Annotated in this window: 12 protein-coding genes; 7 read left to right on the forward strand and 5 right to left on the reverse strand. The window is 59.6% G+C overall.

Annotated elements, in window-relative coordinates; all coding sequences use genetic code 11:
• Window positions 1-5: 5 nt before the first annotated feature.
• A complete protein-coding gene (locus D0550_RS14560) occupies window positions 6-653 on the reverse strand; it encodes a response regulator (RefSeq protein ID WP_116809909.1) in 648 nt (215 codons plus the stop codon).
• Entirely contained in the window at window positions 650-3,919 is a 3,270-nt protein-coding gene (locus tag D0550_RS14565; RefSeq protein ID WP_116809910.1) for a sensor histidine kinase, read from the reverse strand. Before D0550_RS14565 ends, D0550_RS14560 begins: the two co-directional genes overlap by 4 nt.
• Before the next feature lie 334 nt (window positions 3,920-4,253).
• Here D0550_RS14565 and D0550_RS14570 point away from each other — a divergent pair, with 334 nt between their 5' ends.
• The 4 genes from D0550_RS14570 to D0550_RS14585 are packed head-to-tail and all read left to right on the forward strand — an operon-like array spanning window position 4,254 to window position 8,460.
• Window positions 4,254-5,804, forward strand: a complete 1,551-nt coding sequence (locus D0550_RS14570; RefSeq protein WP_206606290.1) for an SMP-30/gluconolactonase/LRE family protein — start codon at window positions 4,254-4,256, stop codon at window positions 5,802-5,804.
• A gap of 2 nt (window positions 5,805-5,806) precedes the next feature.
• Window positions 5,807-6,658, forward strand: coding sequence for a VOC family protein (locus D0550_RS14575; protein WP_116809911.1), 852 nt, complete (start codon window positions 5,807-5,809; stop codon window positions 6,656-6,658).
• On the forward strand, window positions 6,655-8,010 hold the full coding sequence (locus tag D0550_RS14580; RefSeq protein WP_206606291.1) for an 8'-apo-carotenoid 13,14-cleaving dioxygenase: 1,356 nt from the start codon (window positions 6,655-6,657) through the stop codon (window positions 8,008-8,010). Before D0550_RS14575 ends, D0550_RS14580 begins: the two co-directional genes overlap by 4 nt.
• Window positions 8,011-8,031: 21 nt before the next feature.
• The gene (locus D0550_RS14585; RefSeq protein WP_116809912.1) at window positions 8,032-8,460 is read left to right on the forward strand and encodes a putative quinol monooxygenase; all 429 of its coding nucleotides are present in this window, start codon (window positions 8,032-8,034) and stop codon (window positions 8,458-8,460) included.
• A gap of 53 nt (window positions 8,461-8,513) precedes the next feature.
• Here D0550_RS14585 and D0550_RS14590 read toward each other — a convergent pair whose 3' ends face one another.
• On the reverse strand, window positions 8,514-9,389 hold the full coding sequence (locus tag D0550_RS14590) for a hypothetical protein (protein ID WP_116809913.1): 876 nt from the start codon (window positions 9,387-9,389) through the stop codon (window positions 8,514-8,516).
• Window positions 9,390-9,789: 400 nt separating this feature from the next.
• Here D0550_RS14590 and D0550_RS14595 point away from each other — a divergent pair, with 400 nt between their 5' ends.
• The 3 genes from D0550_RS14595 (at window position 9,790) to D0550_RS36375 (ending at window position 13,239) form a co-directional block, all read left to right on the forward strand.
• On the forward strand, window positions 9,790-10,716 hold the full coding sequence (locus D0550_RS14595) for a hypothetical protein (protein WP_153067174.1): 927 nt from the start codon (window positions 9,790-9,792) through the stop codon (window positions 10,714-10,716).
• 613 nt (window positions 10,717-11,329) lie between these two features.
• Window positions 11,330-11,677, forward strand: coding sequence for a hypothetical protein (locus tag D0550_RS14600; RefSeq protein WP_116809915.1), 348 nt, complete (start codon window positions 11,330-11,332; stop codon window positions 11,675-11,677).
• Window positions 11,678-12,612: 935 nt separating this feature from the next.
• Window positions 12,613-13,239: a M23 family metallopeptidase gene (locus D0550_RS36375; protein WP_275129242.1), complete on the forward strand. Its 627-nt coding sequence runs from the start codon at window positions 12,613-12,615 to the stop codon at window positions 13,237-13,239.
• Between the two features lie 11 nt (window positions 13,240-13,250).
• Here D0550_RS36375 and D0550_RS14610 read toward each other — a convergent pair whose 3' ends face one another.
• A complete protein-coding gene (locus D0550_RS14610; protein ID WP_206606293.1) occupies window positions 13,251-13,823 on the reverse strand; it encodes an MFS transporter in 573 nt (190 codons plus the stop codon).
• A 223-nt stretch (window positions 13,824-14,046) separates the two neighbouring features.
• Window positions 14,047-14,812: AraC family transcriptional regulator (locus D0550_RS14615; RefSeq protein WP_153067175.1), on the reverse strand; the 766-nt coding region annotated here is incomplete at its 5' end.

Genomic DNA, 14,812 nt, shown 5'->3' on the forward strand with positions numbered 1-14,812 from the left:
ACCGATTATCCCTTCGAGGGAAGGGTAGTGGCGAGAATCCCGCGGCTCATCGCCAGGGTCACGGCATGAGTGCGATCGTTTGCGCCAAGCTTCGCAATGATGCGCTTCACGTGTGCCTTGGCGGTTTCTTCCGTGATCGACAGGCGAGCGCCGATTTCCTTGTTGGAGTTGCCGACCGCAACCAGGGTCAACACTTCGATCTCGCGATCCGATAGCGTGTCCTCGCCAAGATGGGCGGCGAGCTCCGAGGCCACCTGTGGATGGATCCGCTTTTGGCCCGCGTGGGCTGCGCGAATGGTTTCAATCAGTTCCTTACGGACCAGTCCCTTGAGAACATATGAGTACGCACCAGCTTTGAGTGCGCGCTGAGCAAGCGCATCTCCGCCGTAGGTCGTCAGCATGATGATCTTTGCTGTGGGGAATTCGCTGCGGATTGCGATCAGCGCGTCGATGCCGCTGGTCTCCGGCATCTGGATGTCGAGCAGCGTTACGTCAGGCCGGACGGCGCGAAACTGCTCGATCGTTTCGCGTCCGGTCGCGGCCTCGGCCACCAAGCGCATGTCGCGTTGAGTGCCGATCAACGAAGCGATTCCCTCTCGCAGCAAAGGGTGATCGTCGGCGGCCAGAATCCGGATAGGGGTTTCGGAGCTCATGAGCGTTTCCACAGCACGTTGATCCTGAACCACGATCGATGCGTCCCGGCACGTTGGTAAGCGATCGCTGCAGGAATCGACAACTCGATTTCAGTGCCGGCGTTGAGCTCGCTCCACACGTCGAGTCGGGCGCCGAAGGTCTCTGCTCGCTCACGCATTCCCTGCAGTCCCCAGTGGCCCGCACGCTGTGCTCCGCGCACGACATTCGCATCGATGCCGACGCCGTCGTCGCGAATGCGGAGTACGAACGCGTTCTCGCCGTAGTGTAGCTCGGCCTCGATGTGACGTGCCTGAGAGTGCTGAGCCGCATTGCGCAGGGCTTCGCGAGCGATGCGGTACACGTCATCCCGAACGAGCGGCGCGATCGGGCGCGCCTCACCCTCCAGTACGACGCGAAAGGAGTGGGGTCCGAGCCCATCGGCCGCGAGTTCCTGTCCCAGCGCCGCGAGGGCATCGGAAAGATCGCTTGCGACCGGAGCGTTCGAGCGCAGATCGTGCACGGCTGAGCGAGCCTCGGCGATGGCGCGGTCGCCATGATCCAAAGATTTTTCGAGCAGCGTTGCCGCCTCGGGCGTGCGATCTGGCAACAATGCATGCACGGCCTGCAATCGGAACATCAAGCCCTGAAAGCTTTGCAGCAACGAATCGTGTAGCTCGCGTGCGATGCGAGTGCGCTCGTTCACGCGCTCCTCCAGCCGAATGTCGAAGCGATGCGCGATCTGTCGAATGCGCAGAATATAGGTGCCGCCGATGACTGCCAGTGCCAACAGCACCAGCAAGCCTCTGAACCACCACGTGCCCCACCAGGGCGGTCGTATCTCGATGGCGACCTCGGCGCCCGGCTCGCCCCAGGAGCCGCGGCTGGTCGCGGCTTGAACCTGAAACCGATACTGGCCCGCCGGCAGCGTGGTGTAGCTGGCAAACCGTCGATCGCTGGTGACTTCGCGCCAGGTCTCTTCCAGTCCAGCGAGCCGATGACGGTACCGGTTCGTCGACGGGCTGCGGAAGCCAAGCGCGGCAAACTCGATCGAGAAGCTGGATTGCGAGTGTGACAATGTCATGGCGCTCGTATAGTCGATCACGCGAGATAACGGCGAGCCGGGGCTGAGCGCCACAGGAACACCGGAGAGCTGGAAACCGGTGAGCGCCACTGGCAGGGCATACTCGACTTCCCGTAGGTTCTCCGGGCGGAATGCCACCGCGCCTGCGAAGCCACCAAAGAACATTTCTCCCGAAGCCCCGCGGTAACACGCGCTGAAGCCCGTGAAATCCAACCCCGGCAGCCCGTCTGCGGGCGAGTAGTTCTTGAAAGATCGGCGCTCGCGGTCGAGCCGCGACAGGCCCGCACTCGTTCCCAGCCATAGCTGTCCCAAGGCATCCTCGAAAGTGCAGCTGACGGCGTTGCTCGGCAGCCCGTCGCGTTCGCTGTAGTACCTGCTCGCACCCGTGTCGATGTCATAGCGAAACAGTCCATTCCCTGTTCCAGCCCATAGCGCGCCAACGTGATCGACGTACAGAGAAAGCACTCGTTTGTATAACAGTGGGCTTTCGTTCGCGGGCTGCAGACGGACCTGTGTGAAGTGCCCGGTGTGGGGATCGAAACGCTGTACGCCATCGCCATCGGCGTCCATCCAAAGTGTTCCGCGCGCGTCCTCCACGATCGACCGATATACATGTTGGGTATCCGGTTTGCCGTGCCGATAGGTGACAAACGTTTGGGTGGCGGGATCGAACCGGTTCAAGCCATCGTAGGTGCCGATCCACAGCTGCTTGCGGGAATCGGCGAACAGACGAATGACCCGATTGTCGCTCAAGCTGGTCGGGTCCTTGCTGTCATGACGAAATGCCTGCAGACGATTGCTGGCCGTATCGAGTCGATACAACCCCTGGCCGCCGGTGCCGACCCACAGGGCGTCGGACGAGGGATCGTCGACGATGGCCAGGACATCGGCCGCGATCCCATTGCCCGGGATGTCGAGGTGAGTGAGTTTGCCGCTGCCGCGGTCCAGTCGGTTGAGAGCGCCCGTCGTTCCCATCCAGAGAATGCCGTGACGATCCTCGTAGATGACATTGACCAGCCGCTCGCCAAGATTGTTCGGATTGTGAACATCGACCGGCAGCTTGGTGAACGGCGACGGACTGCGGGTGAAAAAGCCGGGTTCGGTCGCGCCGAATCCAGTCCAGAGGTGACCTTCGCGATCTTCGTAGAGCGTCGTGAGGCGATTCTCGGAGAGGCTCTCGATGTTCGTCGGATCGTTGCGATAGCGCGTGAGTCGTTGCCGCGAACGGTCGAATTTCAGCAGGCCATCGGCCACCGTTCCCACCCACAGTGTGCCATCCCGGTCTTCGAGCATCGACGTCACACCGGTCAACGGCAGCCCGGGCAATTCCTTGTCGGCGAAGGAGTAGCGCACGAGGCGCTGTGCGCCCCGGTCCAGAATCGCCAGGCCCGGACCCGATTCCGCCAGGATCCAGAACGTTCCCGCACGATCTTCATAAAACTTGAGGGATCTGGTTTCGGGCAGCGGTACGTGCAGCGTGACACGCTCGCCGCGGCGATCGAACCGATCGAGCCCCGCTGCATTCGCAACCCAGAAGGCGCCGGCGCGATCCTCGCCGCTGAACTTGATCACGCTACTGCTCAGGCTGCTGGCGTTTGCGGTCTCGTGCACGAAGCGCCGCACGAGACCGCTGTGTGGATCGAGACGGTACAGTCCGTATCCCGTGGACAACCACAGATGCCCTTCCCGGTCCTCGCTGATGTGTCGCACATCGCCACTCGTGTGTGCGGCTGCCGAGCGTTCGAGCCGATAGTGCACGAACTTTTCAGTGACCGGATCGTAGCGGTCGACCGAGTAGGCACACCCGACCCACAGGTTGCCGGCGCGGTCTTTGAACAATGCCGTGATGTGGACATCGCAGAGACTGTCCGGATCGGCTGGATCGTTCTTGAAAACCCGGAACTGGTAGCCGTCGTAGCGATTCAGACCGTACTGAGTGCCGAACCAAAGGAACCCGCGATCGTCCTGGACGATGTGGGTCACTCGCTGCTGAGACAATCCTTGCGAGCGCGACAAGCGCACGAATCGCAAATCGTGTCCCTCGGTCACGCCGAGATGAACGATGTGCGGGTCGAGCTGCGCTACGGCAGGGCCTGGGGAGAGCTCGGCGTAGCACGCCGTAGTAACGATCGCGCAGAGCGCCATGACCGCAAGAGCAACCCGCCGAAGCTGACGAGGGAGCCGCTGGTGAATGGTCGTGCTCATGCGCCCTGATTCGGTGCTGCCGCTGTTGGATCCGTCGTGTGTGGCTCGTATATATCACACGAAAAACCAGGCTCGCATCCACGCCGCCGGTGCCGAAAAAAAGGCAAACCCGGACCATGTACCCGAAAGGGGACAACACGATAGCTCCTTCGTGGTGATGCGAATCCTGTGCAGCGGATGGATCATGATGCCCGGCCATCTGGTGCGGAACCGCAATGACACGAGGGAGCGCCCATTGAACGCAATCACCGTTCGAAGACTCGCGGGCGCGGCGGGACTGCTGTTGGCGGCAGTCGCAGCATATCTTTGCTTTTGGCCGGTTCCTGCGGAGCCTGTGGCATGGATTGCACCGACACCGCCCGGCTACACCGGTGCCCATGCGTCGAACACGCGCCTGTCGGGTCTGCGCACCATCGACATTGGCAACGAATTCGGCCCGGAACACATCGCTGTGGGACCCGACAACAAACTGTACGCGGCGATGACCAGCGGCAATCTGGTGCGCATGGATCTCGATGGCACGCATCAGGAGATCTTTGCGAACACGCAGGGACGCGTGCTCGGCTTCGACTTCGACAGGGACGGTCGGATGATCGCCGCCGATGCGATGCGCGGCCTGCTCATCATCGATGCGGCTCGGCGCGTGAGCGTGCTTACCGATCGTGTGAGTTCCGATGATCCGGTTCGCTACGCCAATTCCGTGGTCGTAGCGACGGACGGAACCATTTATTTCACCGATGCGTCCACGCGCTTTTCGCCAGCGCAGTGGGGCGGAACTTATGAAGCAAGTGTGCTCGATATCCTGGAGCAGGCCGCGTCCGGTCGAGTGCTTGCCTACGACCCTGCGACCGCGAGCACGCGAGTCGTGGCCCGGGGATTCTCATTTGCGAATGGCATCGCCCTGTCGTCCGATGGGCGAGCATTGTTCGTGGCTGAGACAGGTCGTTATCGCATCTGGAAGATCGAGAGCCACGCGCGAGATCTCGATATTCGACAGGACTCTCCTCGGGCGACGGTCCTGCTCGACAATCTCCCCGGTTACCCCGACAATTTGCTGCGAGGGCGCGATGGTCGCATCTGGGCGGGGCTCTTCAGACCCCGTAATCCCGCGGCAGACAGCCTCTCGCAAAAGCCTTTCATGCGAAAGGTGCTGCTGCGGATGCCGCGCTCGCTGTTACCGGTGGGCGATCCATACTCACATGTATTCGCTTTCGATGAGAGCGGCCACGTAATCGAGGACCTGCAGGATCCCAGCGGGGCGTATCCGGAAACCACGGGGGCCACGGAGACAGCGGATCGTCTCTACATCCATAGCCTGCACGCACCGGCAATTGGTTGGATGCCGTACGCACCCGCCAAGACCACTTCAAAGTCCGCCGCTGCGCTGGAGGACATCTACATTCTGCGTAGCATCCGCGAGCAGCAGGCGCCCGTCATTGACTGGTGCGCATCATCGAAGACGGGCTTCGAGCCATTCTCAACCGACGCCGAGCGTTCGTTCTCTTTCTGGAGTGTCGATACGCGACTGGATGATGGCAGAGTGATCGACGCGAGGAATACGCGTGTTGCTGAACTGCGCGGCTGCTTCGGCCCGACACGGGACCGCGCGCGACAAAACTTCTACGCCGAGATCCAGCTGGGCGCGATCTCCTTTCGTGGCAGGGGTGAGTGTCTGGCTCTCATGACCGATTTCCCTGCCATCGGCCTGTTCCCCGTTCGCTGTCAGCTCATTCTGAGCGATCTGCCCACGCCGTTCGCCGGCGGGTTGCTGACGACCAACACACTGACGAGTGGCGCCCCCTTCGGCGGGGACACCGAGCCGCCCGGTTACACACAAGCCTCGATTGCCACCATCCGTTTATGGAAAGAGAGCGCCAGGAGATAGCAATGAGCGAACACAAGCATTCCGGTGAAACAGACATCCAGCGCCGAGGCATCCTGCAAGGAGCTGGATTCGCGATCGCGGGTGGACTGCTGGCTTCACCGGTAGCCTCTACGAATGCCGAGGCGGAAGACCGGCCAATCGGCGGTGTCGCGCGCAACGATCGAACGCTGGGCGCGAGATTGCAGGGCGTGCAGCACTTCGGTCTGACCGTTCAGAACATGGATCGAGCGTTCGCTTTCTATACCGAAGTTCTCGGCGGAACCGAGGTGATGCGCGATGGCGACTTCCAGGGCGAGCGCATCCACAACACACTGCTGACCGATCAGGAGATCGAGGCGCGCGTGCGCAAGGTCAATCCGCGCACGATGGGCATTCCGGATCTGAGAGGCGGTGCGCAGCGTCTGGACGTGCGCTTCATTCAATTCGACAACGTGGTGATCGAGCTCCTGCAATACCGCGATGCGGATCAGCCCGCCGGCAGCGGCGCCGCCTTTGCCGAACCTCTCGATCACATGAGTCCCGCTTTCCCACGGATGATGCACATCTGCTTCCACATTCGCGACGATGTCGATTTCAACAAGTTCATCGCCGATCTGGAAGCGGAGGCGGGCCGGCGTGGCATGACGCAAGTCAGAGCGAATCGCGTGCTCACCGTGCTGTCCGAAAAAGAGCGGATGGCCGCGCCGATAGAGGCCAACAGCAACGGCATCACCGAAGGTCAATCGAACGGTTGGAGGTTGATCTACTGCAAGGGGCCCGAAGGCGAACAACTGGAATTCGTCCAGGCGCTGGGGCCGGTGAAGAAAGTATTTGACGGCGCCTTGCAGGCGCGTCGCAGGAGGGTGGCGCAGTGAGCACCCTGATGGGAGCGAATCCCTACCTGACCGGCGTTCACACACCGATGCGGGAGGAACTGACGCTCGTGGATCTGCCCGTCACTGGCGCGATCCCGCCCGCATTCGACGGACGGTACTTACGGATGGGGCCGAACCCGAGGGCGCCCAAGCCCGACAAGTACCACTGGTTCTCCGGCGACGGCATGATCCATGGAATCAGGATCGAGAAGGGTCGCGCGCGTTGGTATCGCAATCGCTGGATCCGCTCGACGTCGGTGAGCAAGGCGCTCGGGGAAGCGCGAGTCGAAGGGCCGCGCAATACCTTCGACACCGTCAATACAAACGTCGTCCACTTCGCCGGCAAGACACTCGGGCTCGTCGAGGCGGGCAGCACGCCCGTCGAGATCGGCGAACTGCTCGAGACACTCTGTTACACTGATTTCGGTGGCACGCTCCATGGCAGCTTCACTGCCCACCCCCATGTGGATCCGCTGACCGGTGAGATGCACGGCATTTGTTATGACGCGGGCCGTCGACGCTCGATTCGCTATGTGGTCGTCAAGCCCGACGGCAAGGTCCGGCGCGAGGTGGCAATCCCGGTCAAGCACGGTCCGATGATTCACGATTCCGCTTTCACGCAGCGCTTTGCGATCATTCTGGACTTGCCAGTGACGTTCTCGCTGTGGGCAGGCATGACGGGCCAGACGTTTCCCTATCGCTGGCGGCAGTCACATGCGGCGCGTGTTGGACTGTTGCCGCGGGAAGGCGACGCGAAGGACATCATCTGGTGCCCGGTCGATCCTTGCTACATCTTCCATGCGGTGAACAGCTACGACGCGACCGATGGCAAGGTCATATTGGATGTGGTCGTTCACGACCGGATGTTCTCCCGAATCAAAGCGGGTCCCGATTCGCAACGCTGCAGCCTGGAGCGCTGGACCGTCGATCCCACGACGCGGCAGATCGAGCGCGTCGTGCTAGATCCGGCTCCACAGGAATTTCCGCGCCCGGATGAACGACGTCTCGGTCAGCCCTATCGCTATGCCTACACTATGGCGATGACGGGATGGTTTCTCGGCTCGGCTTTGTATAAACACGACTGGAATGCCGGCACGCGTCAGGTTCACGACTTCGGGTCGGAACGCCACCCTTGTGAGTTCATGTTCGTGCCTGCGCACCCGAAGGCGGCAGAAGACGAGGGCTGGCTCATCGGCTTCGTCATCGATGCCAGGGCCAGCGTGACCGACCTCGTCATCCTCGATGCGCAAAACTTCGAAGCTGCGCCTCGGGCCAGCATTCGTATTCCGCACATCGTGCCGCCGGGGTTCCATGGGAACTGGGTGCAGAATCAAGCCGCCTTCCGCATGTGACATTGCTCGAGAGGTTTAGCCATGCGTCGATCATTCTCGATTCTGCTCGTGCTGTTCGCGCTCATTGCCGCCACCGCGAACGGTGAGCTTGCGACAACCCACAAAGGAAGTGCCATGCGCTATAGCGAGATCCCCGACGGTGCCTATTCGGTCGTGGCTGAAGTTCGTGCGCAGCCGGGCAAGGAACGGGAACTGCGCGAAGTCACGCTCAGGCTGGTTGCGCAGGTCCGTGCCGAGCCGAACAATCTCGTCTATTTCCTGCACGAGAATCGTGAAGCGCCAGGACATTTCGTCTTCTACGAGATTTTTGCGAGCCAGGCCGACTTCGAAGCGCACAACGCCACTCCTCATGTGCAGTCATGGTTCGCAAAGTTGCCGGAATTGGCCGACGGCGGCGTTAAAGTAGTGCGGATGGAGATCCTGGGCAATAGAACAGATGCGCGGCGTTGAGGATCAGAAACGCCACGCGCGCGCCCAGATCAGGCGCGCGCGTGCATCGATATTTACTGAATCAGCGTCCAGTTGACCGTCTGTGTGAGCGTCGTGCCGTTTGACAGCACCACAGTCCATTCGATCGGTGCACCGGACGTGTACCACAGCGACTGATGCGCATCCGGGCACACGATTGCCACGCGGCCGGTGCTGTTTGGCGGCGGCACGTAGCAATTGCCGGGGTAATTGAGCGGCAGCGTGTTGCCATTGGCGCTGGCCTGAGCACTCACGACATTGCTGTTTCGAGGCAAGAGCAACGCGGCATCGAATTGTTGACCGTGCACGAAGCTGCCCGACGCGGGCGACACCTCGATGGCGTCCGCGACGATCAGTTCGGCGCTCTCGATCTCAGCCCTCAGGTCGAAGTTCGTGCCGAAGATCAACACATCTTTGCTGTGGTAGCCGGTCAGGTCGGGGGCAACGGCTGGCAGCGCGCTCGACTGCGTCACCGGTCCCGAGCCCATCAGTCGCATTATGATCTGCATGACGCCGTTGTCGTTCGAGATCGGCTTGTTGTCGTCGCTGACGTAGAAGAACTGACCCAACGAGGAGTTCTCCGGCTGGATCTGGATCGTGATGCCCTGGGTGGGCTGATTGCTCTCGAACACGAAGCCGCCGGCCGCGAAACGCACCCGGGCTTCGTTTGCATAGGGGTGATATTCGCCGGTGAACTGCGGATCCTGCGACTGGTTGGGCGTATTTGTGTTGTAAACGTACGTGCCGGACATCCGGGTGCCGGCGATGATCTTGCCGTTGAGCGAGCCGTAATAGTCGTTCACATGGCTGACCCGAGCCATCACCTTCACTCGCACGACCTCCGCCATGGCGGGGGCGCATGCCAAGGCGGACAACACCAGTCCGCCGACAAACAATGCTACCTTTCTCATGATTTTCCCTATCGTAGTTTGCAAATTTGAAGCAAGCGCGAATCCGTCACGCGCAACCACGGACCGGCAGGGAGCGGGGGCTCAAACTGAGAGCGACGCACGAATGGCGTCGTGAATTTCGCAGCTCCGCCCGATCCCTGGTCATTCCCTGCTGCTGGTCTCACTCGGAAGTGAGCCGTTTGTTTCCAGATTCGCGGCCTTAGATAGCAGATTGACGTGACAATTGCACCCTCACGTGTCTTTCACGGTGCAGCTCGTCCTTCGAGGCCGGGTCGAGGAAGCTGCCGTCGCCCCGCTCGGCAAAACCGGCGAAAGTGGCTTGCCAGTATTGTACAGTTCGCCCCAGTGTGTCGTAGCAGGGGGGTACGTGGCTTGGCCAGGACGTTCGGGGTGAATCAAGTTGCGTAAATCAGTTCGACGAATTGCGGCGATCTTTCTCATCCTGGTGCTTGGGCCGGCGGTTGCCAGCGCAGAAGCGTATTTCCCACTCAGGATTCTGCTGTCACCCGAGCAGCGCGAGAGCGGCGGCGGCAGGCATATGGTGATCTTCGTCGAAAAGGAAACTATCAACTCGCGAGTGAATCCGGTGGGATTGTCGTCAGTCACAGGCGGCGGGATTGTCCCCGCACTGATAGATCAAACGATCGAAGGGTCTCGCAAGCAGAAGGCGGAGGACCCGCTCGCCGAAGTCCGCGCGTCCCTGGCGGACTACGACCTGAAGATCAGTGCCGTGGCAGCAGCGGACCACGTCAAAAAGAATATCGAGTGGCTAGGTGTGGACAGGATCGTCGCGACCGACATCGATCCATTGCCCCCCGATGATGTGTCCGCCATAACGGACGCGGAAGTGCTTACGCTTCAATACCGGCTGGAGATCGAACCACGTTTTGACGCAATAAAGCTGTGGGCGCACGCGGAGTTGGTTGACAAAGAATTGCTGAAGGAACTCTCGCTGAAGAAAATCAAGAAGAAAAAAACCACGCCGGGGCTCAAGTTCTCGCAAGACTTCATCTGCTTCGTGCCGCTTCGAGGTGCGAAGGGCGATATCAACGAGAATGCCGCCCAGTGGATCGGCGATGGCGGCAAGCCTATAAAAGACTCCATTGACCTGGCGTTGGCTGGTGTCGCGAGGATGCTGACCACCGCGCTGGCGGTAGTCGAGGACGACGCCAAGATTGTCAAAAGCAGAAAAGCTAAGAGGGTTGGATATAGCGCGAAGGCTGTCGAGAATTACTATGGAAAACCGGTCTCCGAGGACGAGACAGGGACTGTGATTGAAACGCAGTTTGGCGAATGGGTCTACTACTACTGGCCGACACAGAAGTAAAAAACTCGCCCACTGGGCGGACGCGCGTTCTCGAGCGAGATTTCAGCCTTTCAAGGGCACGGAAGATGAGTGGTTTCTGTAACTACTTCGTAGCGGCTGGTCCTGTATGGCCGCATGTTTCCGAGGATTGGTCTCCTGGTGCTCTCCGGGCTCCGTCTCGAAAGGCGACGGCTTTATCCAGTAGCCAGGCACGCAGCAGCGACGGAACTGCAAATGAGGAGCGGCGCCTCCTTGAAATGTTTCTATAGCCGATGTCGTCTGTGAATACAGCCCTGCGCGCATTGATGGGGCAGGACAACGCAACTGCGCGATTAATTAGTGCCTGAACCGTTCTGCGGTCAGGGAAAGCCTGAGTAATTGATGCGGGGTTTCGGTCCGTTGACATGGCTAAGCGCCATGACTCAATGTAACTACATACGAATACACCGAGAGAATTTGCACGGACACAGCCAACTCTAAGAATTTTACTAAGGACGGATAGGAGGCGTTTCTGTTGGCGTCATGCAGAGCAAGCGTCAGCACCCGCTCGCGGCTCATGCGGCAGACCGATGCAAACGAATTTTAATGTCAACAATTGTGTCGGCTCAAACCAACCTGATTCAAGGAGAAAACTATGAAAAAAAAGACGACGGCAAGTGGCCTGGCGATGGCATTCGCATTGATTTCTTCTGTTCTTTCGCTGCCGGTGCACGCGGTAGAGCATGTGAACAAGAGGGTGCTCTTTCTCCAAAGTACCTCGAGCGCTCACGACTGCTTCTTCTTTGTTCTGGAGGGTGTTAGTCAAGCGGATCCGGTCAAGCCTGGCGATATGTGGTTCGCATTCCCGCGCTCTCAGTTCGGATCGAAGGATGCATATGCGATGTTGCTTGCTGCCAAGCTTACGGATACCTCGGTAACAGTTCATACAGAGGGCCAAATGGCATGCGGATACGCATCGGCTGCTCGGATAATGATGCAATAACGGGATAACAAAAGCCCTGCAGGCGACGTGAGAGGGCGCACGCGGCTGAGAGCAGCACGATGTGCACGGCGGATGTTGTTCGGCACCTACGAGAATCCAAAGGAGTGGGTGCATAGTTGATGCATCCGGCGGCGCTCATCAAAGCTGGCGGATCTGCGCTCCGGTGGACGTGGTGCACGTTCTGGCTAAAAGGCTCTGCGAGGTGCTGTGAGATCACACGAAGGACTTGGTCAAGGCCAATGTGCGTTCATGCACGGTAGTCTGAGCGGGTTAGGGTGGCTTTGCGAGTGATTGACGAGTGATTAGTAGGAGAGTGAGTGAATTGGGTAGCCGGAACACGCGCCTTTTGAAGCTGTTTGGCGGCCCGTTTGTCATCTCGATTGGCGTATGTATCGCCGTGATCTTGATTGGACATTTTCGACTTGGAGCGGCGTCTCCAGGAATTGTGGCTCTGGCTAAAAGTAGCTTGAACTACTTCACCCCCGTGCTAATGCTCATTTTCTTTGTTGTGCCAGTGATCCGATCGATATTTTCTGTGCGAAAGGTGAGCAGAATAGCGCGTACCTATGGAATGAGCTGGCATCAATTCCTGGATCTATCGCCGGAGGAGAGGCAATCGCTCGATGATGCTCGTGCGCCGCTCACAAGAGTTGATTGAGAGTCAGCGCAAGCGATGAGGAGAATCGGTAGCCCTTAGTCAGAGGCGCATATGGTCGCAATCTTCCTGTTGATAGCTCTGATCAATCTCGTTGGCGTCGTGATCTGTCATTCTGTGGCGAGGAGGCGGGGTTCGCGTAAAGTCGTGTTCTGGACGACCATGGGCGTTCTGTTTGGGCCATTGGCTATCCCATTCGTTCTGAGAGCCACCCGCGCCAATGGTGCTGCTGAATCGGCCCACGCGTAACAGTTCGACTGTATCGTCAGGAGAACAAGTGATGCATGGAAGGCTTTGGTTGCGCATCTGCTCATTGGTGGCCAGCGGGTGCCTGCTGAGCGCATGTTGGGGCGGAGATGACGAGAAGTCTTACGATTGTTCAGTATTCCCTCCGGCACAGTCCTCTGCTTACATACTGCCTTGGCACGTAGGCCAAACATACGTGGCCAGGCCCCACGCCGCACGTGAGGCGAGTCCGACGCGATACGCGATCGATGTGCCGATGCCTATCGGAACGCACATTCTGGCCAGTCGCGCCGGCGTTGTGATTGGCGTGATCGAAAACTACGTAGACGGCGACAACACGCTCGGGCACGAGAACTGGGTGTTCGTGCGTCATGAAGACAATACGGTCGGCGCCTACGCTCACTTGACGAACATGGGAGCCATGGTCGAGGAGGGTGAGTCCGTCGCCCAGGGAGCATTGATCGGATTGAGCGGACACACGGGCAACAGCACCCAGCCCCATCTCCACTTCGATGTGAGGCCCGCTTGTCCCGGCGGGCAGCCTTGCGCATCACTCCCGTCGGACACCGTTCCTCTGAATTTCAGAAATGCACAGCCGAGTCGCGGCGACCTGTCATGCGGTTTGCGAGCAGGGGTGTCCTACACGGCCTTGGCGGAGTGACCATGCGCTCCTCATTGGCGATCGTTGAGAAAGCTCTTTGCTCGGGTCTCCGGCATAAAGAAGTAGAGAATGCACAAGGCCATTGCCGCGATCGCAGCAAGGAACATGAATCCCGCGTTGAAGCTGAAATGATGCACGATCGTGCCGGCGGTGGTTTGACTGAGGGCAGCGCCGATGCCGATGGCGGTACTGATCGCGCCAAGGGTGATATTGAATCGGCCGGACCCTTGCGTCAGGTCCGCGATCACGAGTACGGAGACCACGCCGAATATCCCTGCGCCAACGCCATCGAGGACTTGGATCGTGATCAGTGCAGCCGTACTGCTAGTGAGTGTATACAGAATCGCTCGTATTGGCAGAACGCCAAAAGCGATCAGGAGTAACGGCTTCCTTCCCCAGGTGTGCGCTTTGCGCCCGGACCAGCCGGCGATCAAGGTGATGACGAACTGCGTAGTCACGACGCAGGCTGACATGAACATCATTGAGCTTCGTCCGCGGCCTTTCGCCAGCATTTCCCCTAGAAGCGGCAACATGGCGGCGTTCGAGAAATGGAACATCACTGCGCAGATCAGAAAGACAAACAAAGGTCTCTCCCGCAACAGCTCACGTACCGCGATCGGCTTGCCGTCGCCGGCATCTTGCTTCCCGCCTCGCGCTCGGTCGTAATCGATTTCATCGGCGCGAATGTGGAGTTCTCATCGTTGCCCTCCCGGCAGAGTCTATTATGCGCCTCCCATGGCGCTACCTAAGCGTAGTCGACTCAATAACTTGCTTGCATGCTCGCAGCAGTCCGAGGCGTACGCATCATCAAGATGCCCGGCGCGGCTCGGTTTCGAGCTTTTCGGTGACCTCCCCTTGCAGTAAGTGATCGCACACCCTCGTAAGGGGCGGCATCTTGCCCGCGAGCCGGACGCTCGGTGCGACGCCGAGGAAATGTTTGAACTCTCTGTTGAAGTGCGACTGATCGTAGTAACCGTCCAGGTACATCGAGGTGGCGCGAGGATGCGCCAACAGCTGCTGATAGCTGTGCTTGAATCGGATCACTCTCGCATAGCGCTTGGGGGTGATCCCAACGGCATCGCCGAAGCAGCGCTCCAGGCGTCGCGCGTCGATGCCGTGATCGCGCGACCAGTTCATGATCGAGAGCGAGCCACGTCGCGTCCGAATATCTCGCACCAGCCGATCGATGAGCGGATCGCGCAACGGCACGTTCGCGAGCGCGCGCAGGAAAAAATCGTCGAGCAGCCGTTGCACGGAAGCGGCAGATCCGGCGCAGGCCACGGCATCTTCAAGATTGAGTAGCGCAGTATCGTTCAGATCTCGAAGCGACAGGATGCCGTCGCTGAATTCGCTCAGCGAGGTCCGGATCAATCGCCGTAGTAAACGTGGATCGAGCTTCACGCCCGCCAGATGCACGGGGCCGCGGTTGCGTGTGAATACAGAATTTCGATTTTTCGATCGTCCGCCGATCAGATAGCTGCTTCGCATGAGGTCGCGTGTCCCACTGTGGCCCATCTGCCAACGGTCATAACCGTTGCCCAGATTGAAGACGATCTCTGCGTGACCATCCGGA

The sequence above is a fragment of the Steroidobacter cummioxidans genome, assembly GCF_003104955.1.